At 68.2% G+C, this 20527-nt stretch carries 22 protein-coding genes and 1 riboswitch; of the genes, 3 read left to right on the plus strand and 19 right to left on the minus strand.

The window, feature by feature from the left end; translation table 11 throughout:
• Positions 1-21 precede the first annotated feature (21 nt).
• The gene (gene fabF / locus AC1MBE_RS02715) at positions 22-1257 is read left to right on the plus strand and encodes a beta-ketoacyl-ACP synthase II (protein ID WP_479780699.1); all 1236 of its coding nucleotides are present in this window, start codon (positions 22-24) and stop codon (positions 1255-1257) included.
• 145 nt (positions 1258-1402) lie between these two features.
• On the opposite strand, the gene AC1MBE_RS02720 is transcribed toward fabF, so the two are convergent.
• From AC1MBE_RS02720 to AC1MBE_RS02740, 5 genes are all read right to left on the minus strand, one after another.
• Positions 1403-1906 carry a DUF3145 domain-containing protein gene (locus AC1MBE_RS02720; protein ID WP_136322385.1) on the minus strand — a complete coding sequence of 168 codons (504 nt, stop codon included), beginning with the start codon at positions 1904-1906 and terminating at the stop codon, positions 1403-1405.
• 429 nt (positions 1907-2335) lie between these two features.
• The gene (locus AC1MBE_RS02725) at positions 2336-3262 is read right to left on the minus strand and encodes a tyrosine recombinase XerC (protein WP_479780701.1); all 927 of its coding nucleotides are present in this window, start codon (positions 3260-3262) and stop codon (positions 2336-2338) included.
• Between the two features lie 150 nt (positions 3263-3412).
• The gene (dprA, locus tag AC1MBE_RS02730; RefSeq protein WP_479780703.1) at positions 3413-4600 is read right to left on the minus strand and encodes a DNA-processing protein DprA; all 1188 of its coding nucleotides are present in this window, start codon (positions 4598-4600) and stop codon (positions 3413-3415) included.
• A gap of 58 nt (positions 4601-4658) precedes the next feature.
• Positions 4659-6206, minus strand: coding sequence for a YifB family Mg chelatase-like AAA ATPase (locus tag AC1MBE_RS02735; RefSeq protein ID WP_479780705.1), 1548 nt, complete (start codon positions 6204-6206; stop codon positions 4659-4661).
• Positions 6207-6563: a YraN family protein gene (locus AC1MBE_RS02740; RefSeq protein WP_479780706.1), complete on the minus strand. Its 357-nt coding sequence runs from the start codon at positions 6561-6563 to the stop codon at positions 6207-6209.
• Positions 6564-6900: 337 nt separating this feature from the next.
• Between AC1MBE_RS02740 and AC1MBE_RS02745 the strand changes: the two genes are divergently transcribed.
• Positions 6901-8454 carry a hypothetical protein gene (locus AC1MBE_RS02745; protein ID WP_479780708.1) on the plus strand — a complete coding sequence of 518 codons (1554 nt, stop codon included), beginning with the start codon at positions 6901-6903 and terminating at the stop codon, positions 8452-8454.
• A gap of 11 nt (positions 8455-8465) precedes the next feature.
• On the opposite strand, the gene AC1MBE_RS02750 is transcribed toward AC1MBE_RS02745, so the two are convergent.
• The 13 genes from AC1MBE_RS02750 to AC1MBE_RS02810 form a co-directional block, all read right to left on the minus strand.
• The gene (locus AC1MBE_RS02750; protein ID WP_056426737.1) at positions 8466-8792 is read right to left on the minus strand and encodes a DUF2469 domain-containing protein; all 327 of its coding nucleotides are present in this window, start codon (positions 8790-8792) and stop codon (positions 8466-8468) included.
• A 97-nt stretch (positions 8793-8889) separates the two neighbouring features.
• Entirely contained in the window at positions 8890-9561 is a 672-nt protein-coding gene (locus tag AC1MBE_RS02755; RefSeq protein ID WP_479780710.1) for a ribonuclease HII, read from the minus strand.
• A gap of 10 nt (positions 9562-9571) precedes the next feature.
• Positions 9572-10435, minus strand: a complete 864-nt coding sequence (lepB, locus tag AC1MBE_RS02760) for a signal peptidase I (protein WP_479780712.1) — start codon at positions 10433-10435, stop codon at positions 9572-9574.
• Positions 10436-11113 (minus strand): signal peptidase I, encoded by a 678-nt coding sequence (lepB, locus tag AC1MBE_RS02765; protein WP_479780713.1) that lies wholly within the window; start codon positions 11111-11113, stop codon positions 10436-10438. It lies immediately after the preceding gene.
• Between the two features lie 102 nt (positions 11114-11215).
• The gene (gene rplS, locus AC1MBE_RS02770) at positions 11216-11575 is read right to left on the minus strand and encodes a 50S ribosomal protein L19 (protein WP_090953186.1); all 360 of its coding nucleotides are present in this window, start codon (positions 11573-11575) and stop codon (positions 11216-11218) included.
• 248 nt (positions 11576-11823) lie between these two features.
• On the minus strand, positions 11824-12669 hold the full coding sequence (gene trmD / locus AC1MBE_RS02775) for a tRNA (guanosine(37)-N1)-methyltransferase TrmD (protein WP_479780716.1): 846 nt from the start codon (positions 12667-12669) through the stop codon (positions 11824-11826).
• A 1-nt stretch (position 12670) separates the two neighbouring features.
• Complete coding sequence (rimM, locus tag AC1MBE_RS02780; protein WP_479780717.1) at positions 12671-13267, minus strand: ribosome maturation factor RimM; 597 nt, start codon at positions 13265-13267, stop codon at positions 12671-12673.
• A 125-nt stretch (positions 13268-13392) separates the two neighbouring features.
• Positions 13393-13635, minus strand: a complete 243-nt coding sequence (locus tag AC1MBE_RS02785; RefSeq protein ID WP_479780719.1) for an RNA-binding protein — start codon at positions 13633-13635, stop codon at positions 13393-13395.
• A 1-nt stretch (position 13636) separates the two neighbouring features.
• Positions 13637-14059: a 30S ribosomal protein S16 gene (gene rpsP, locus AC1MBE_RS02790; protein WP_138769023.1), complete on the minus strand. Its 423-nt coding sequence runs from the start codon at positions 14057-14059 to the stop codon at positions 13637-13639.
• A 219-nt stretch (positions 14060-14278) separates the two neighbouring features.
• Positions 14279-14716 carry a hypothetical protein gene (locus tag AC1MBE_RS02795; protein WP_479780721.1) on the minus strand — a complete coding sequence of 146 codons (438 nt, stop codon included), beginning with the start codon at positions 14714-14716 and terminating at the stop codon, positions 14279-14281.
• Between the two features lie 418 nt (positions 14717-15134).
• A complete protein-coding gene (locus tag AC1MBE_RS02800) occupies positions 15135-16010 on the minus strand; it encodes a VOC family protein (protein ID WP_479780723.1) in 876 nt (291 codons plus the stop codon).
• A gap of 82 nt (positions 16011-16092) precedes the next feature.
• A complete protein-coding gene (locus AC1MBE_RS02805; RefSeq protein WP_479780725.1) occupies positions 16093-17193 on the minus strand; it encodes an amidohydrolase family protein in 1101 nt (366 codons plus the stop codon).
• Between the two features lie 3 nt (positions 17194-17196).
• Positions 17197-17697, minus strand: a complete 501-nt coding sequence (locus tag AC1MBE_RS02810; protein WP_479780727.1) for a GNAT family N-acetyltransferase — start codon at positions 17695-17697, stop codon at positions 17197-17199.
• Between the two features lie 68 nt (positions 17698-17765).
• Positions 17766-17873, plus strand: a riboswitch (TPP riboswitch).
• On the opposite strand from AC1MBE_RS02810, the gene thiC reads away from it, so the two are divergent.
• The gene (gene thiC / locus AC1MBE_RS02815; RefSeq protein WP_479780729.1) at positions 17842-19698 is read left to right on the plus strand and encodes a phosphomethylpyrimidine synthase ThiC; all 1857 of its coding nucleotides are present in this window, start codon (positions 17842-17844) and stop codon (positions 19696-19698) included. Its footprint overlaps the riboswitch before it by 32 nt.
• A 38-nt stretch (positions 19699-19736) precedes the next feature.
• On the opposite strand, the gene AC1MBE_RS02820 is transcribed toward thiC, so the two are convergent.
• Complete coding sequence (locus AC1MBE_RS02820; RefSeq protein WP_479780731.1) at positions 19737-20486, minus strand: alpha/beta fold hydrolase; 750 nt, start codon at positions 20484-20486, stop codon at positions 19737-19739.
• Positions 20487-20527: the final 41 nt, after the last annotated feature.

Consider the following 20527-nt stretch of genomic DNA (forward strand, 5'->3'; position numbering starts at 1 on the left):
GCACCGACAGAGAGTGATCCCATGGCACGCAAAGTAGTCATTACCGGTCTGGGTGCCACCACACCCATCGGCGGCGATGTCCCCACGATGTGGAAGAACGCGCTCAAGGGCGTCTCCGGCGCGCACACGCTCGAGGACGACTGGGTGGCCAAGTACGAGCTGCCGGTGCACTTCGCGGCCCGCGCCACCAACCCCGCCACCGAGGTCCTCAGCCGGGTTGAGGCCAAGCGCATGGACCCGTCCACGCAGTTCGCCGTGGTCGCCTCCCGCGAGGCCTGGGCCGACGCCGGCATCACCGACATCGACCACGACCGCCTCGCCGTGGCCTTCGCCACCGGCATCGGCGGCGTCTGGACCCTCCTGGACGCCTGGGACACCCTGCGCGAAAAGGGCCCCCGCCGCGTCCTGCCCATGACCGTGCCGATGCTGATGCCCAACGGCCCGGCCGCGGCGGTCAGCCTGGACCTCGGCGCCCGCGCCGGCGCCCACACCCCGGTCTCCGCCTGCGCGTCCGGCACCGAAGCCGTGCACATGGGCCTGGACCTGATCCGCTCCGGCAAGGCCGACGTCGTCGTCTGCGGCGGCGCGGAAGCCGCCATCCACCCGATGCCGATCGCCGCGTTCGCGTCGATGCAGGCGCTGTCCCGCCGCAACGACGATCCCGAGCACGCCTCGCGCCCGTACGACCGCGACCGTGACGGCTTCGTCATGGGTGAAGGCGCCGGCGCCCTGGTCCTCGAGGCCGAGGAGCACGCCCTCGCCCGCGGCGCCCGGATCTACGCCGAACTCGCCGGCACCTCGGTGACCGCCGACGCCTACCACATCACCGCCCCGGACCCGGAGGGCCTCGGCGCCACCCGCGCGCTGAAGGCGGCCATGTTCGACGGCCGGATCCAGGCCGAGGACGTGGTGCACGTCAACGCGCACGCCACCTCCACCCCGGTGGGCGACAAGCCCGAGTACGCCGCCCTCAAGGCCGCCCTCGGCAAGCACGTGGACGACGTGGCCGTCTCCGCCACCAAGTCGCAGATGGGCCACCTGCTGGGCGCCTCCGGCGCCGTGGAAGCCGTACTGACCGTCATGGCCGTGTACGACCGCAAGGCACCCGTCACGATCAACCTCGAGAACCAGGATCCGGAGATCCCGCTCGACGTCGTCACCTCCGAGCGCGCCCTGACCGGCGGCAGCATCGTGGCGCTGAGCAACTCGTTCGGCTTCGGCGGGCACAACGCCGTCATCGCCGTCCGCAGCGTCTAACCCGCCTGGGCTCAGTCCCGGACTACGCCGAAACGACAGATGGCGGCAATGTTTCTCGTGAACATTGCCGCCATCTGTCATTTGGCGTTGCTATGGAGTGAGTGTTGCGGTGGGCCCAGGCTCCCGCGCCGGGGCCAGCGGGTGCTTAGCCGACCTGGTGCAGCCAGCGCACGGGGGCGCCTTCGGCGGCGTGCCGGAAGGGTTCGAGTTCCTCGTCCCAGGCCTCGCCGAGGGCCAGGGAGAGTTCGTGGTAGACCGCGGAGGGGTCGCCGGCGCCGGATTCGTAGGCGTAGCGGATCCGGTCCTCGGAGACCATGATGTTGCCGTGCACGTCCGTGACGGCGTGGAAGATACCCAATTCGGGGGTGTGCGACCAGCGGCCGCCGTCGACGCCCTGGCTGGGCTCCTCGGTGACCTCGTAGCGCAGGTGCGCCCAGCCGCGGAGCGCAGACGCCAATTGAGCCCCCGTGCCCGGCGTTCCGGTCCACGACAGCTCGGCCCGGAACATCCCGGGCGCAGCAGGCTGGGCAGTCCACTCAAGGTCCGTGCGCTTGTCCACGACAGACCCAATGGCCCACTCAACGTGGGGGCACAGGGCGGTCGGGGCCGAGTGTACGAACAGGACACCGCGGGTTAGTGCAACAGACATTCCATCCTCCATAGCTATAGGTACGTCTTCCCCAACGACCTCTGCCTGGATGCCTGTCTGCTGCGTCAATCCGCGTGCGGGGCGGTTGCCCCTGCCAGACTATTCAGTTTCTTCAAAACTACAGTATGCAAAAAATAGGTCCGGACCTCAGGTGGTAAACCATGCTTTATCGGTTCAAGCACCACTTGAAAGTTGCCGGGCGTGAGTCTCATTGTGCCGTACCCCGACTAATTACGCCAGTGCAATTCGGCGCGTCGCTCCCGGCGAGTCGTGGCGGCTTCCGGCCGGCCGGGTCCCCGCGATGGGGCGCTGGAAGGACGCCTATGGCGGGCCTCATTGGCACTGTGCCGGGCGGTGGGTGGATCCGGTGCCGGGCGCGCCGTGGCACTGTGCCAGGCCCGCGTCGGCGGAGTGCCGGGCGGGGACCGGTCAGGCGCGCGGATGCGCCTGCTGGTAACTTTTCCGCAGCCGGTCGACCGAGACATGGGTGTAGATCTGGGTGGTGGCCAGGCTGCTGTGCCCGAGGATTTCCTGCACAGCCCGCAGGTCCGCACCGCCGTCGAGCAGGTGGGTCGCCGCCGAATGCCGCAGGGCGTGCGGGCCGGTCGCCGAGGTGTCCCCCAGTCCGTCCAACAGGTCCTTCACAACGCTACGGACCTGGCGCTGGTCCACGCGTTTGCCGCGCGCGCCGAGGAAAAGGGCCGGGCCCGAGCCTTCCGCTACCAGGGCCGGGCGACCGCGGCGCAGCCAGTCGTCCACGGCGATGGCCGCCGGGAGGCCGTAGGGCACTGTCCGTTCCTTGTTACCTTTGCCGAGCACCCGCAGGGTCCTTCGGTCCGGGTCGAGGTCGTCGATGTCGAGGCCGGACAGCTCGCCGACGCGGACGCCGGTGGCGTAGAGCAGCTCAAACATGGCGCGGTTGCGCAGGGCCAGCGGTTCTCCTTCAGCGGCGGCCGACTCGGCTCCGGCCACCAGCCGCTGCACCTGCCCCTGGTGCAGCACGCCGGGCAGGGACTTTTCCCGTTTGGGAGCCTTCAGCCTGAGGGCGGGGTCGACGGCGATGAGTTCCTCGCGGACTGCCCAGGCGGTGAAGGCCCGCGCGGTGGCGGCGCGGCGGGCCAACGTCGCGCGGGACATCCCTGCTTCGCTCTGGGCTCCGAGCCAGCGGCGCAGGGTGCCCAGTTCCAGGTCGGCAAGCTCCCCGGCGCTTTCGGTGGCAGCATGCTCCAGCAGGCTCCTGACATCGGAGAGGTAGGCGCGCACGGTGTGGGCGGAGCGCCCCCGTTCGGCCTCCAGGTAGCGTCCGAAGCGGTGGGCGGCCTCGGCGAGCGCTCCGGGCAGTTGCTGTGTTGACACCGTCCCAGTGTCCCAGCATTGGGACCGTCAGCGGCGCAGCCCCACGGTGCGCCGTCACCGCCCGAGTTCGCACCGCCATACCGGCGACCGGAGGGCGGTGTGGCGGGGTGCCACAGCTCGGCGGGCCGCGGGGCCGTGCCGGTGCATCGCTCAGCCCGCCGTCGCGGAGCGTTTCCAGCCGCCGCGGTGGGACTCAGCCAGGCCCATCAGTCCGAGCCGTCCGAGTCCTGCCCTGACGGATTCCGGACTCAGGCCGGCGACCGCGGCGAGCTTCTCGACGGTGCTGGTGATCCGCAGCGGAAGGGCGTCCAGCAGGATCAGGTCCTCGAGGGTGAGCCCGTCGTGGGCCTCCGCCCGGCCGGATTTGGCCTCGGGCAGCGAATCGCCGCTCGGCGAGGCCAGTTCCGCGATCTCGCCGGCGTCCGTGACGCACACCGCACCGCCTTCGCGGAGCAGCCGGTGGCAACCGGCCGAGTTGGCACTGTGCACCGACCCGGGAACCGCGCCGACGGCCCGGCCCAGGGTTTCGGCGTGGTGGGCGGTATTGAGCGCCCCGGACCTCCACCGCGCCTCGACCACTACCGTCACGGAGGCCAGCGCCGCGATCAGCCTGTTCCGTTGCAGGAACCGGTAGCGTGTGGGCGCCGAGCCCGGCGGGACCTCGGCCAGCACGGCACCCTGGTTGGCGACCGCACGGAGCAGGTCCTCGTTGCCGGCGGGGTAGAAGCGGTCGACTCCCCCGGCCATGACGGCGATGGTGGGCAGGCCCCCGGCGGCGCCGGCCAGGGCGGCCCGATGGGCGTGGGCGTCGATGCCGTACGCTCCGCCGGAGATGATCGTGAATCCCCGCTGGGCTAGGGAATAGGCGAGGTCTCCCGTCACCGCCGAGCCGTAGGAGGTGCTGTCCCGGGAGCCCACCAGGGCGATTGCTTTGTTCGCCGGCGGCAGCTCCTGTTCCACACCGCGCCACCAGAGGCACAGCGGCTCCTGCAGTCCCAGGTCCGCGAGTTGGCGGGGCCACAGCTCCTCCGCGGGGATGAGCATGCGGCCGCCCAGGCGTTGGATGGTCGCCAGGTCTCGTTCCGGGGCCAGGTCGGGGACCCGCGGCGCCCAGCGCTTGAGGGCCATGCCCAGGCCGCTCCAGCCGCCTCCTGCGCCGTGTTCCTCCAGCAGCTGTGAGAGTTCCTGTTCCAGCCCGGCGCCGGCCGCCAGTTGCCCGGTCGCGATCCGTAGCGCGTCCTCGCCGCCAACGGCCCGGACGAGGGCCAGGCCGGCGGCGTCCTGCGGTTCCAGGAGCCTGGACAGCGCGGCGCGGGCGGTCCTTTCGTTCTCTGTCATGGTCCTGCTGGTCTCCTCATGCTGTAGGTCTCTTCACGGAATGGAACCGTCGGCCCCGTCAGGCGGCTGCCGCGGTGGTCTGCCGAAGGCTGAGCGCCTGGCCAATGTCATCCGCGCCGGGGGCCTCACGCACATCGAGATCCGCCAGCGTCCAGGCCAGGCGCAGCACACGGTCGTAGCCACGGGCGGTCAGGGCGCCGCGTTCCAGCGCGTGGTCAAGGATGCGGGTGGCAGGTCCGGGCAGCCGCAGCGGTCCGCGGAGCACCCGCCCGGGTACCTGCGCGTTGGTTTCCAGGCCGAGCGGCCGGAGCCTGTCGAGTTGGCGTTCCCGGGCGGCACACACCCGTGCCGCGATCTCTGCTGTACCTTCTTCGGCGCGAGGTTGGCCGAAGTCGGCCAGTGCCACGCGTTCGACCTCCAGCTGGATATCGACCCGGTCCAGCAACGGGCCGGACAAGCGGGCCAAATAGCGGCGCCGCATCGTAGGGGTGCAGGTGCAGTCCACGCCTTTGCCGGACGCCTTGCCGCAGGGGCAGGGGTTGGCGGCGAGGACCAGCTGGAACCGGGCCGGGTAGGCTGCTGTTCCTGCTGCCCTGTGGATGACCAGTTCGCCGCTCTCCAGCGGCTGCCGAAGGGCGTCAAGCACGCGTCGTTCGTATTCCGGAGCCTCATCCAGGAAGAGCACCCCGCGGTGCGCCCGGGAAGCCGAGCCGGGCCGCGGCAGCCCGGATCCGCCGCCGATGATGGCGACGGCGGTGGCGGTGTGGTGCGGGTTCTCGTAGGGCGGCCGGCGGAGCAGGGTGACGGACGCGGACGTGAGCGAGCTGAGCGAATGGATGGCTGTCACTTCCATGGCTTCCCTGTCGCCGAGGTCCGGGAGCAGGCCCGGCAGGCGCTCGGCCAGCATGGTCTTGCCGGCCCCGGGCGGACCGGTCAGCAGCACGTGGTGCGCCCCGGCGGCCGCCACCTCCAAGGCGCGGCGGCCCTCGGCCTGGCCGGAGACATCGCACATGTCCGGGGCCAGGCCGGCCGAAGCGGTCCCGCCGGCGTCGTCCGGTTCCTCTTCCACCGGCTCGAAATCAAGTGCCAGGTCCTGCGGGTCGGCGCCGAAGTCGAACGCCAGCCGGGCCAGGGTCCGGTAACCGCGGACCCTGGCCCCGGGCACCAGCTCGGCCTCGGCGGCGTTGGCCTGCGCGACGACCACGTCCGGGTACCCGGCCTGGACCGCGGCCATCACAGCCGGGAGGATGCCCCGGACGGCGCGCAGCCGCCCGTCCAGGCCAAGCTCCGCGATAAAGACGGTCCGCCCAGTGGGGCGCACGTCGTTGGCGGCGATCAGGACCGCCATGGCGATGGAAAGGTCGAATCCGGAGCCGCGCTTGGGCAGGGATGCCGGGATAAGGTTCGCGGTGATTTTCCGGCGGCTGAGCGGGATGCCGGAGTTCTGCGCGGCGGAGCGGATCCGTTCCTTCGCCTCGTTGAGCGAGGCGTCCGGCAGGCCGAGGATCACGAAGGCGGGCAGCGTCTGCCCGATGTCGGCCTCGACTTCGACGATGTAGCCGTTCAGCCCCACCAGCGCAACGGAATAGGTCCGGCCCAGCGCCACCTACCCCACCCCTTTGAGGTGTTCGATGGCCGGGGCGCCGGTGCCGTCGTCGAGCACGGCGATAACGTCCACACGGCGCAGCGGCATCCGCAGCTCATGGTCGCGGCACCACGCGGAGGCCAGCCGGTGCAGCCGGGCAAGCTTGTCCACACCGACGGCTTCGAAGGGGTGCCCGTAGGCGAGTGATGTGCGGGTTTTGACCTCGGCGATGACCAGCGCGTCGCCGTCGAGCGCCACAATATCGATTTCACCCTCGGGGCAGCGCCAGTTGCGGTCCACAACCCGCATCCCCTGGGCCTCGAGGAAGCCGGCGGCGAGTTCTTCACCGCGCCGGCCCAGCAAGTCCTTAGCTCTCATGCCTCCAGCCTGGGATGCCGCGGCGTCGCAGCACAGGCCCCACGGTTCTCATGTGGAAAAAGTCCGGCTAACTCGCCTGGCCAGCGTCGCCAATTGGAAAGCCGCTTCTTGCCCCCGCAAAAGCACGACGGCCGCCCCGCATGTATTCGAGAACCCAAGAATTTGTCGCCCCACTCCTCTGTCCCTAGGCTTGCAGCAGACAAGCGACCTTTTGACGATCGCCAGGGCGGCAAAGCCTGAGCCACTGGCCCCAGAGCGGGCCACCGTCAAAGCGTGCAACGTAAATGATGCCCCAGGAACCTCCCTTGGCCGACAGAAAGCAGCAACAGTGCTGACAGTGGACTTGACACACGTACCCCCTTCTCCGGACAGCCGCTACATACTGCGGCTCAGGGATCGGGTTTCCCACGCCGGTCAGGCCCTGGGGGTGGTGGCCGGAAAGCGGCTCGAAGTATCCAGTGATGCCCTGCCCGGCCCCATGAACCAGACTGTGGCTTGGGTTGATGAGGTCACCAGTGACGGGGAAACCAGCCCCTTGACACCACGAGTAAGAGCCGATGGTTTGAAGCACGTTGCGCACTTGGAAGTGTGGCTTCGCCAGCCGGCAAAGACCACGACGCACGAAGAAGCAGAAAAGATGCTGCAGACTCTCGTGGCGTGGAAGTACTTCGGTGATTCGGAGTGGGAAAGCAGGGTCATGCGCATCGCAAAGGACGTCCTACGAAAACTCCGACGGATACGACGTCTTCCAGCCAACAGCCGACTGGCGGTCCTTTGCGACCTCTACTCTGCACATGGCGACTTTTCCGATTCGGTGACCGGCAACGTGATGGCGAGCCTCACCGGCATGACCGCATTGCACGGGCTCTTGGAAAGACACGTAGCCCCGGTCCGGAGAGACATTTTCCACGTCACGTCGCCAACAGACAGCGCCGCCTCCGACTCGGTAAAATCCGACTTGCGTCATCTCCTGGCCACTTCGTCCGCCTTCAACGGTTCGAGCACAACCTCCAGCCTGCTCCGCGGCCAGCTTCTCAGCGTCCTCGAAGGCAGGAACGCAGCGCGACGAGAGTTCCAGTCGGCTCTTGCGTCCAACCGCGACCTCGTCAAGTCCCTGTATCTCGACATGGGTAGCTTTACTTACGGGTCGCCGGAAAGCGTCGTCGCTCAAGGTGCGTCGATCACCTGGCACGGAGCCGAGTACTCGCCGGAAAGCACGGCCACCATTCTCTACTCGGCCAATACAGACTTTCTCCGTCGGTTCTTGGCCAGAATTCTTTTCTATGCCATTGCAGAGCCCGAACTCCATCTGCATTTCCACCTCGTAGCGTCGGAAAATGAAGCACTGGCGTTCATCGGCGAAGCCGAAGAACTCTTGAGCACGATTCACACGTTTAGCGGACGACCGTCCACGCCGCCGAAACTCTCTTGGTCGTCTTCGGAAGTGCCGGCAGGCGTGGGCAACCCGATTACTTATTTCGCATGTGCGCGGTATTTGGTCGCAGAGGCTGTCATGGACAAGTTCGGAACCGACGTATGGATCCAGGACGTCGATCTCTACCCGACTGCGCCGATTTCCCAAGCTCACACGCTTATGACCGGGTTCGACGCCGTCGTGGCGGCCTCCTCCGGTATTGATTTGCTCGCGCCGTGGCGACGCTACATTGCCAATAGCGTCTACATCTCGCGGTCCGAAAACGGCAGGACCTTCGCCTCGAACGCGGCAGCATACATTTCGAGCTTCCTCCACGAACCCGATTCGTGGATGCTGGACCAAAACGCGCTGGACTGGGCCGTTGAGATGGCCGCGGCGGGCACCTCAATCGGTAACATGCGCGCCTTGGATGTTCAACTTACCCAGTCGGTCATGAACGGCCCCATCGAATCCTGATCCGCCCGGGGTCAGTTCCCCAGGCCCTCCACCTTGGGCAGGGCGAGCTCCTCGCTGCGCGGCAGCTCCTCGACGTTGACGTCCTTGAAGGTGATAACGCGGACGCTCTTGACGAACCGGGCGGAGCGGTAGACGTCCCACACCCAGGCGTCCTGCAGCGTCAGGTCGAAGTAGACCTCGCCGTCGGCGCTGCGGGCCTGCAGGTCAACGTGGTTGGCAAGGTAGAATCGCCGCTCGGTCTCGACCACGTAGCTGAACAGCCCGACGACGTCGCGGTATTCGCGGTAGAGCTGCAGCTCCATGTCGGTTTCATAGTTTTCAAGGTCCTCGGCACTCATGCTTCCATCTTGCACCATCGGGAGACGGGTGTGCGCCACCTGCCCGCCGGCCGGGCACCGGGCGGCCGCCGGCCGGCCGCCGGGCGCGCGCCACGGCTCAGTCGCCGAGCAGCTGCCAGCTGACGCGGTGGTACGGGGTGGGGCCCTTCGCGCGGAGCGCATCCTTGTGCGCCGCCGTGCCGTAGCCCTTGTTCTCGTTCCAGCCGAAGTCCGGGTATTCGGTGTGCAGGGCGGCCATCTGGCGGTCGCGTTCGACCTTGGCTAGCACGGACGCGGCGGCGACGCTGAGGCACTGCATGTCGGCTTTGACCAGGGTGTGGACCGGCGCGTCGCAGCCGGGCTCCTCCGGGACCTCGTCGAAGAGCGAGGCCTGCGCCGCCGGTGAGAGCCAGTTGTGGCTGCCGTCCAGCAGCACCACATCCGGCGTCACCCCGGACGCCAGCACCGAGAACCAGGCCCGGTTGCCGGCGAGCCGGAGCGCGGCGATGATGCCGAGCGCGTCGATTTCGGCCGCGGACGCGTGCCCCACGGCGGACGCGACGCTCCAGCTGCGCACCAGCGGTTCCAGCCGTTCCCGCTCCGTGACTTTGAGCAGCTTGCTGTCCCGCACGTCCGCGAGCAGCCGCTGTTTGTGCAGGTCCACGACGGCGATGCCGACGCTGACGGGGCCGGCCAGGGCGCCGCGGCCCACTTCATCGATCCCGGCGAGGAGCCGGGCGCCGGAGCCACGGAAGCGGCGCTCGTAGTCGAGGGTGGGTGCTTCGGACACGGTTGCTGTCCTACTTCCCTGCCGGGGCGGGGACGGCGCGGAAGACGTCCGGGTAGTTGTCCAGGGTGGTGATCCGGTTCAGCGGCCACGCGATCACGGCCGCCTTGCCTTCGATGTCGGCCAGGTCGATGAAGCCCCCGTTGCTTTCCCGGTGCGCGCGGGAGTCGGCCGAGTGGTTCCGGTTGTCGCCCATGACCCAGACCTTTCCGGCGGGCACCACGACGTCGAAGTCGCGCACCTGCGGGACCTCGGCGCTGTTGACGTACGCCTCGTCGAGCGGCGCGCCGTTGACGGTGAGCCGGCCGCTGCCGTCGCAGCAGATGACGTGGTCGCCCGGCAGGCCGATGACGCGCTTGACCAGGTGCTGTTCGGAGTTGTCCGGGAGCAGGCCGACGAACGTCAGCGCGTCCTGGACGCCGGTGAGCGGTCCGGCCGGCTTCTCCGGGGTGGGCACCAACCAGCCCTTGGTGTCCCGGAATACGACGACGTCGCCGTGCTGCAGGGCGATCGGTTCCGGCACCAGCAGGTTGACGAAGATGCGGTCGTTGACGTCCAGGGTGTTCATCATCGATTCGGACGGGATGTAGAACGCGCGGAACAGGAAGGTTTTGATCAGGAAGGACAGCACGACGGCGATGGCCACCACCGTCGCGATCTCCTTGAGCCAGAGGAGCACGGGGCTGCGGCCCTCCCGGGCCTTCGCCTTGCGGGCGCGCGCCGACGACGGTCCGGCGTGCGAGGGACCGTCGTGCGGGGTGCCCTCGGCGCGCTCGGGCTGCGTGGTTGGGTGGGCGCTGCCCGGGATGGGCGAGGAGGTCACTCGGGGCTCGTCATGCCCCCGCGGATCAGGAGTCCGGGGTCCGGTCTCGGGCATCTACTGTCCGTTCTTTATCGTCGTGGCGGCCTCGACGGGCCGCGGTATTGCTGCAAATCTATCAAGCGGCCAGATGATCTGGACCGGCCGGCCGATCACCCGTTCCAGCGGCACCATCCCGCCGCCCGGCGCGCCCAGCAGGCTGCGCGAATCGGCCGACTTGGAGCGGTGGTCACCCATCAGCCAGAGCCGTCCGTCCGGGACAACCACGCTGAACTTCAGCTCGCTGGGGGCATCGCCCGCATACAAATAGGGTTCCTCAAGTTTCTGGCCGTTGACTGTGAGCCGGCCGTCGGTGCCACAACAGACCACGTGGTCGCCGGGCATCCCGATGACACGTTTCACGTAGGTGGTGTCGCTGCCGGTGAGGCCCAGCCAGTGGCCCACGCCGGCGAGGACGTCGGCCGCCGGGCCCTGACCGCTGCCCAGCGGGGCGAAGGAGCCGCGGCCGTCAAAGACCACCATGTCGCCGCGGCGGACCGGGTCGAAGGCGAAGCCGGTCCGGGAAACCACGATCCTGTCCCCGTCGCGGAGCAGCGGCTCCATCGACGCGGAGGGGATGAAGTAGACGTCCAGCCACAGCGAGCGGACCAGGCCGCTGATGGCCACAGCCAGGACCAGGCCCAGAAGCACAAAACGCCAGCCCAGTTTCCTGGGCCGGCGTTTTGTTTGTTCCATGATCCGTGTCCTCTGACGCTTTTCTTAGTTGAACGGCGCAGTGGCGGACGGGCCCGGGAGTTGACCGGACCGTCCGTGGATCCGCTGGTAAGTCCGGAGGACTTACTTGGCGGTCTGGAAGTCGCGCTTTTCCTTGATCTTCGCAGCCTTACCGCGCAGTGCACGCATGTAGTAAAGCTTGGCGCGGCGCACGTCACCCTTGGAGACGAGTTCGATCTTGTCGATGATCGGGGAGTGTACCGGGAAGGTACGCTCCACGCCGACGCCGAAGGAGACCTTGCGGACGGTGAAGGTTTCGCGGACGCCGTCGCCCTGGCGGCCCAGGACGAAGCCCTGGAAGACCTGGACACGGGAGTTCTTGCCTTCGATGATGTTCACGTGCACCTTGATGGTGTCACCCGCGCGGAACTCGGGAACATCGCTGCGCAGCGAGGCTGCGTCTACGGAATCGAGGATATGCATTGATCCACTCCTGGTGAACGCCACAGGTCATTCACGTTGGGTCACGGCGGCCAAGCCCGGGTGCTTGCGCACCGGAAATTCCCGCCGAAAGTTTTGTCGTTCCGGCTCCGTCAGGAATTGACGGGGCCGGGGTGCCGCGCTGTTGGTGACGCTCCCCCTGTGGCAGGTTCGCACCCAGCAGGCACAAGGACTAATTTTGCCACATTCCGCCGTGTTTTGGTGAATTGGCCGAGCAGGATCCGCCGGGCTTAGGCGTCGGGTCGGCGCTGTAGGCGGCCGTCGACGACGTCGTAGCCCAGCTCCCCAAAAGCCGTACGGTCCGCGCGGGGCAGTTTGCCGGCGTCGAACGCCTCCAGCAGGTCCGGGCGGCGCTCGGCGGTGCGCCGGTACTGTTCGTGGCGCCGCCACTGCGCGATCTTGCCGTGGTTGCCGCTCAGCAGCACGGCCGGAACCTCGCGTTCCCGCCAGCTGGAGGGCTTGGTGTACACCGGGTATTCGAGCAGGCCGTCCGAGTGGGATTCCTCCACGAGCGATTCGGGGTTCCCGACGACGCCGGGCAGCAGCCTCCCGACGGCCTCGACCATGGCCAGCACCGCCACCTCGCCGCCGTTCAGCACGTAGTCACCGAGGCTCATGGGCCGGACGGTGAAGTGCTCGGCAGCCCATTCCAGCACGCGTTCGTCGATGCCCTCGTAGCGTCCGCAGGCGAAGACCAGCTGGTCCTCTTCCGCGAGTTCGTGCGCAATCGCCTGGCTGAAGCGCTCCCCCGCCGGTGACGGGACGATCAGCACGGGCTTGCGGGCGCCCTCAATGGCGGACGCTTCCGGATCCGAGTCCGGCCTCTCCGCCGCCCCGGACCCCGGCATGGCGCGGGCCACTGCTGTCAGGGCCTGGGCCCAGGGCTCGGGCTTCATCACCATGCCGGCGCCTCCGCCGTACGGGGTGTCATCCACGGTGCGGTGCCGGTCCGTGGTGAAGTCGCGGAGGTCGTGGACGTTCAGCTCCAGCAGGCCGTCCTGCCGCGCCTTCCCGATCAGGGACAGTTCCAGCGGTGCGAGGTACTCCGGAAAGATACTGACGACATCGATCCGCATCCTAGGCGTTGTCCCCTGCGCCGCGTTCGGCTTTCCCGTCGGCGTCAGTGTCGGCGTCGGAGTCGCCGTCGTCGGGGCTAGCGCCCGTCTCGGTGTTGACCTCGAAAAGGCCGGCCGGCGGGGTGACGAGGACGTACTTTTCGCCGACGTTGACCTCGGGCACGATCTGCTCCACGAACGGGATCAGGACTTCCTTGCCGTCCTGGTCGGTCACCACCAGCAGGTCCTGGACCGGCATGGTGTGCAGCCCGGACACCTTGCCGACCACCTGGTCGCCGACGCGGACGTCCAGGCCTACGAGCTCGTGCTCGTACCAGCCCTCGTCGTCGTCCTCGTCCAGTTCCTCGGTTTCGATGTAGAGCTTCGCGCCGCGGAGGGCTTCCGCGTCGTTGCGGGTCTCCACTTCCTCGAAGGCCAGCAACAGGATGTCCTTGTTCCAGCGGGCGCTTTCCACGGTCAGCGGCCCGGCCGACGCCGGTTCCACCACGAACTGTGTGCCCGGAACAAAGCGGTCACCGGGCGCGTCCGTCAGCACCTGGACGGTCACTTCGCCGCGGATGCCGTGGGGCTTGCCGATTCGTGCCACCTGAAGCTGCATCTGTTCCTCTGTTCGGGTTTCTTTGTAAGTCTGGAATTTGGGGGTGTTTACTGCGCAAAACAGTCCGGCCCCTCCACCATAAGCTGGTGGAGGGGCCGGACTAAAGACAAGTACTGCTGGTCGCGCTACCGGCGGCGGTCGGTGTCGACGACGTCGACCCTGACCGGCTCGCCGTCCGCCAGCGCCGCCACCACAGTGCGCAAAGCGCGTGCGGTGCGGCCCTGGCGTCCGATCACCCGTCCGAGGTCGTCCTGATGAACGCGCACCTCGAGGGTGTCCCCGCGGCGGTTGTTCTTCGCACTGACCTTGACGTCCTCGGGACTGTCAACAATCCCGCGGACCAGGTGTTCGAGCGCTTCTGACAGCAATTTACTCAGCCTCGGTGGTCTCTGCTTCGGCGTCGGCGGGAGCCTCGGCTGCGTCGTCCTTCTTGGCCTTCTTGGTGATGGCTTCCGGGATGATCACGGAACCCTTTTCCGGGGTGACGAAGGCTTCCTTGGGAGCCTTGGTCTTCAAGGTGCCCTCCTGGCCCGGGAGACCCTTGAACTTCTGCCAGTCACCGGTGATCTTCAGGATCGCGGCGACCTGCTCGGACGGCTGTGCGCCGACGCCGAGCCAGTACTGGGCACGGTCCGTGTCGACCTCGATGTACGAGGGCTCTTCGGTCGGGTGGTACTTGCCGATCTCTTCGATGGCACGGCCGTCACGCTTGGAGCGTGCGTCCATGACGACGATGCGGTAGTACGGTGCGCGCATCTTGCCGAAGCGCTTAAGGCGAATCTTTACGGCCACTTTTGTGGTCACTCCTGTTTCTGAAACGGGGTCGAGCCCGGCGTTCTGCACCCGTGGGGCGGGCCGTACTAGGGGGTTCTAAAGGACAGGATCCGGACGCGGAGAGAGGGGCCACGCAGATCGAGTACCTGTTTATTGTGCCAGATCACCGCGCGGATTTCGACTTGACACCCGCGGCGGGCATCTTCGGGCACTTTTTCGGCCGGGGCGGGCGTCGCGTCAGGAGGTCCAGACGTACAGTCCGGCCTTCGTGGCAGGGTCGACGCCGGCCGCCAGCTCGGCGAGCTGCCGGACATAGCGGGCGGCCTGCTCGGCACCGAAGGGCATGTCCTCCTCAGCCGCCCAGCTCTCCGCGACATCGGCCAGGACATCGCCCTCGCCTTCCGTCTCGTAGCTGAGCAGGTCCGCGAGGGCCCGGACCATCGCGGCCGGGACGCCCAGCAGCGAGTCGCTGGCAACGTCCACCATCGCCAGCTCGTAGTCGGCGCCCGCGGCATGCACGGCGGTGCCGGCCAGGTCACCCAGACGCTCGACCTCGAAGTCGCTGATGTCGGGAATCCGGACAGCGCCCGGGGCAGCCGCGGCTCCGCCGTCGAGGGCCGACGCGCGCTTCAGGGCGGCGTCATGGGTGGCGACGAAGATTTCAGTAAATCCCAAGGAAGTGCTCCTCATCAGGGGTAGGTCTGGCGTGGTGCCGGCGGCCGCACTGCAGGCAGGAAGCTGCGGCGGCCATCCGGTTTCAGCCTAGCCCAGACGGGGCTGCGGCCCCAGCGGACATGCCCTCCCTAAGCCACGAGCAATGGGCAGAATGCCGCTATGCCCACTCCTTGCCGCGAAGGATGAGCATTCCCCTCGCTCTACGTTGGCCGCGCACTGTGTCGTCCGGTGCCACCGATGGACATGCCCTCCCTTAGCCACGAGCAACGGGCAGAATGCCGCTACGCCCACTCCTTGCAGCGAAGGATGAGCATGTCCCGCGGTCCCGGGACGCCAAGGATGGGCATGTCCCGCGGGCCGTGAGCGATCGGACCCGGCCCGCACCCGACCCGCTCCCCGGCCCCTCGGGCAGCGGACCTTAGCGAACGGCGACGCGGATCCGGTTGCGCCACGGATCATCGAAGCGCAGCTCGGCCCCGGTGTGGTGGGACTCGACGCCGGCGGTCTTGAGCCGGTCGGCGAGGGCGCCGACGTCGTCTCCGGAGGGAACTTCGATGAGCACTTCGCCCAGGCCCAGGGTGTCGTGGCGGGGCCCGGCGCCGCGGCTGTTCCAGACGTTCATGGCCATGTGGTGGTGGTAGCCGCCGGCCGAGACGAAAAGCGCCTGCCCGTGCCAGCCCGCCGTCTTCTCGAAGCCGAGCGTGCCGACGTAGAAGTCGTGGGCGGACTGCACGTCGCCAACCTGCAGGTGGACGTGCCCGACGCCGGCGTCCGCCTCGCGCTGTCCGGCCAGCGACGCTTCGGTGAGGTGCTGCTCGAGGTAGCGCTGCGGCGGCAGGGCGAGGCTGTCCATCACGACGTTCTTGCCGTCCCAGGACCAGGCGTCGCGGGGCCGGTCCCAGTACAGCTCGATGCCGTTGCCCTCCGGGTCGTTGAAGTAGAAGGCTTCGCTGACGAGGTGGTCGGCGCTGCCGGTGAAGAACTGCGGCTCGTACTGCGCGGCGGAGGCTACGGTGGCGGCCAGCGAGGGCTGGTCCTCGAACAGCAGGGCGGTGTGGAAGAGGCCGGCCTCGCCGCGGGAGGGCAGGTTCAGTCCGGGGGCGGGGGCCAGGTGGACCAGGGGCTTGCGCTTGCGTCCGAGGTAGAGCCCGCCGTCCTGCTCGGCCACGATGTCGAGGCCGAGGGCGCGCTGGTAGTAATCGGTCATCAGCTTCATGTCGCCGACCTTGAGCATCACGGTGCCCATGGTGAGTTCGGCGGGAAGGAGATCCTGGGTGCTGGCTTCTGCGGTCATCGAAACGCTCCGGTGGTCCTGTGGCCACCGACCTTCGGTGACCTTTACATAGACTTAAATTACTTGAAGCTTCAATTTATTCCTAATGCGGGACAGGTCCTTGACCGACCATTTCCCCGCGGAGCACGATGCTCCGGGGCTCGCGCAGGGTTGCGAGGTCCCGGCGGGGATCCGCGGCGCAGACGAGCACGTCCGCGCTGGCGCCTTCGGCGATCGATTCGGCGCCGAGCCAGCCGCGGGCAGCCCAGGTTCCGGCGTCGAGGGCCGCCGTGGCCGGAAGTCCGGCGGCGCGCAGGGCCTCGAGTTCATCGGTGATCCGGCCATGCTTGATGACGCTGCCCGCGTCGGTCCCGGCGTAGATGGCCACCCCGGCTTCGTACGCCTCCAGGATGCGCTCGGCGCGGCGCTCCCAGAGCGAGCGCATGTGCGCCGCGTAGCGCGGGAACTTGCCTTCGGCCTGGGCGGCGATGTCCGGGAAGGTGGCGATGTTGATCAGGGTGGGCACGATCGGGACGCCCTGTTCGACGAAGCGGGGCAGGTGCCGGGGCAGCAAGCCCGTTCCGTGTTCGATGCAGTCAATGCCGGCGTCGAGCATGTCATCGAGGGTGTCCTCCGCGAAGCAGTGCGCCGTAACGCGGGCGCCCTCGTCGTGGGCAGCCCGCACCGCGTCCTTGACGGTCCCGGCCGGGAAACTTGCGGCCAGGTCGCCGGCGTCGCGGTCGATCCAGTCCCCCACCAGTTTGACCCAGCCGTCGCCCGCGCGGGCCTGCTTGCGGACGGCCTCCACCAGGTCCGCGGGCTCAACTTCAATGGCGAAGCCCCGCAGGTACCGGCGCGTCCTCGCGATGTGCCGGCCGGAGCGGATGATGCGCGGCAGGTCGGTCCGCTGCTGGATCCATCGGGTGTCATGGACCGCGCCGGCATCGCGGACCAGCAGGGTTCCGGCGTCGCGGTCGGTCAGGGCCTGCCGCTCCGCTACCTCGTCCGGTACATCGCCGCCGGGGCCGAGCCCGATGTGGCAGTGCGCGTCGACCAGGCCCGGGATGACCCAGCCGTCCAGGACCAGGTCCGGCGCGGCCGCGGGCCGGGTGAAGGTCAGCCTGCCGTCGACGGCCCACAGTCCGCGCCGCTCCTGGTCGGCTGCCGTGAGGACGGGGCCGCTGAATTCGATGATGCTGCTCATGGCCTAAAGCTTAATCCGCATCGCGATCCGCCGGCCCAGCTCGTCCAGCCCCGATTGCGCCTCGTGTTCCCGCAAGGCGGCCAGGGCGCCCGAAGGCCCGGCGACCACCTCGAAGCCGCAGCTCGCGTAAAACGGTTCATTGAACGGAACGCCAGCAAAGGTGCACAGCGTCATCGACTGATAACCACGACGGCGGGCCTCGGCGAGGGCTGCCTGCACCAGGGACCTGCCGATCCCGCGCCCGGCAAAATCGGGATGCACCGAAAGTTGTTCAAGATGGGCCTGGCCGCCGACTTCATCGATCCGGGCGAATCCGACCGGCGGGCTTCCGGCGACCAGGAGAAATAGAAAGGCATCCAGCCTCGCCTGCTCCGGAGCCGGGAACGGCCGGCACCCCAGCACCGCTTCGAGCAGGCGGTCGGCCGCGGCCTCCAGCGCCGGCAGGCCCGCGAGGTCTTCAGGTGTCGCGGCCCTGATGCGGGGCAAGACCCTGCGCTGAATCACGATGCCACGCTAGCACGGGGCCGATCCGGGCGTCCCGACGGCTTCCCGGCGCCCTGTGGTAGCTTCGTTTACGACCACACGGGTGCCCCTGCAGGGGCTGAGATCAGGCTGGTGCAGCCTGCGACCGTTGAACCTGTCCGGGTAATGCCGGCGAAGGAAGTGAGCAGTTCTTTGAGCGCAACAAATCCACAGCACAGCCCTGCCCGGAACGGGAACAACGCGGCGCCAACGGAGCCTCCCGTCACCGGTGCAACACCCGTGACGCAGTCCTTGAAGTCCCATACCCTCGCATATGTCGAAGACGGCGGGATCCGCGTCCCGGTGACGGAGATTGCCCTGGAACCTTCCCCGGGCGGCGTCGGAAATCCCCCGTTCCGGGCGTACCGCACCGCGGGACCGGGCAGCGACCCGGTAGTAGGGCTCGCCGCCGTCCGCAGTGAATGGATCGCCGGACGCGGGGACACGGAACCCTACAGCGGCCGGGAACGCAACCTGCTCGACGACGGCAAGTCCGCGGTCCGGCGCGGCGCCGCCTCGGCGGAATGGCGGGGCGCGCCGCCGGAGCCCCGCCGCGCCGTCGAAGGCCGAACGGTCACCCAGATGCATTACGCACGACAGGGCCTCGTGACACCGGAGATGCGCTTCGTCGCACTGCGGGAGAACTGCGACGTCGAGCTCGTCCGCAGCGAAGTCGCCGCCGGCCGGGCCATCATCCCCAGCAACATCAACCACCCGGAGTCCGAGCCGATGATCATCGGAAAGGCGTTCCTGGTCAAGATCAACGCGAACATCGGCAACTCCGCGGTCACCAGCTCCATTGCCGAAGAGGTCGACAAGCTCCAGTGGGCCACGCAATGGGGCGCTGACACGGTGATGGACCTGTCGACCGGCGACGACATCCACACCACCCGCGAATGGATTATCCGCAACTCCCCCGTCCCGATCGGCACCGTCCCGATCTACCAGGCCCTGGAAAAGGTCAACGGCGAAGCAAACGCCCTGACCTGGGAGATCTTCCGTGACACGGTGATCGAACAGTGCGAGCAGGGCGTCGACTACATGACCATCCACGCCGGAGTGCTGCTGCGGTACGTCCCGTTGACCGCCGACCGGGTCACCGGCATCGTGTCCCGCGGCGGTTCCATCATGGCCGGGTGGTGCCTTGCGCACCACCAGGAGAACTTCCTCTACACCCACTTCGACGAGCTGTGCGAAATTTTCGCCCGCTACGACGTCGCCTTCTCACTCGGCGACGGGCTGCGGCCCGGGTCGACGGCGGACGCCAACGACGCCGCCCAGTTCGCCGAACTGGATACCCTGGCCGAGCTCACGCAGCGGGCCTGGGACTTCGATGTCCAGGTCATGGTGGAAGGCCCGGGCCACGTCCCGTTCCACCTCGTCCGGGAAAACGTGGAGCGCCAGCAGGAACTCTGCAAGGGTGCGCCCTTCTACACGCTGGGGCCCTTGGTCACAGACATCGCACCGGGCTATGACCACATCACCTCGGCGATCGGCGCCACCGAGATCGCCCGCTACGGCACGGCCATGCTGTGCTACGTCACGCCAAAGGAGCACCTGGGCCTGCCCAACAAGGACGACGTGAAGACCGGCGTCATCACCTACAAGATCGCCGCCCACGCCGCCGACTTGGCCAAGGGGCATCCCGGTGCGCACGAACGCGACGATGCCCTGTCCAAGGCCCGGTTTGAATTCCGCTGGCGCGACCAGTTCGCACTTTCCCTGGACCCGGCGACCGCGGAAGCCTTCCACGACGAGACCCTGCCGGCCGAACCGGCCAAGACAGCCCACTTCTGCTCCATGTGCGGGCCGAAGTTCTGCTCTATGCGGATCAGCCAGGACATCCGGGACGAATACGGGTCAGCGGATTCCCAGGCAGCGTTGGCACAGATGGCAGCCGGAATGCGCGCGAAAAGCGACGAATTCGTAGCGGCCGGCGGCAAGGTCTACCTGCCCGAGCCCTCCATCGGCGCACCGTCCTAGCCGGGGATTCGGGCACCCGCCTGCGCGGCACCGGCGCGTCAGGAGGCGTGGGCGTGCCGGCTGCGGTTGACGTCGGCTATGAAGGAGCGGATGACCCGGTCGCCTTCCTTCGAATCCTGCGGCCGGTGCCCGCCCGGGGCGGTGCGGTGCAGGGCGCCCGTCTCCCGCAGATAGCCGGCAATCTCCTCGTAGAGCGGTTCCCAGCCGCCGGTCAGGACCAGCGTCGGCACTCCCGGAACGATCTGCAGCGGGGCCTCCCAGGGCGGCGCCTGCAGGCGGAGCCGGCGCGCGGCGCGTCCGTCCTCCACCGCGGGCTCGCCCACACTGCCTCGAACCGGGGCATGGGCGGCGAACACACGGCGCACAAACTCGCGGTGGAAATCGTCGTCGCCAAGGTTGTGCCGGACGTCAAAGAGCGGCTGCATGAGGGCACGGTGCGCGGCGGTCGCCGGCAGTTCGGCCGTGAGCGAGAGGCAGGCCGGTTCCACCAGCGTGAGGGACTGCACCAGATCAGGGCGTTCGACGGCGGCCATCATCGCGGCGATTGCGCCCTGCGAGTGCGCCACGACATGGCCGCCGGCCTCGCCCCGGCCATCGTCCGCCAAGGCCCGCAGCACGATGCCGGCATCGGCGGCGAAGTCCGTTTCCCGCGGTTCGGCGATCGGGTCGAACCCGTGCCGCCGCAGGAACAGCGCGTCGTAACTGAGAGCCATGCCGTGCTGTTTCGGCCACGCCGCGGCACCAAAACTGCCGGCCCCGTGGACGAAAACTACGCGCTGCTTGAACATGCCCTAAGCCTATGGCACCGCCCCGTCAACGGGGCCGACGA

It is taken from the genome of Arthrobacter sp. BG5 (assembly GCF_056680155.1).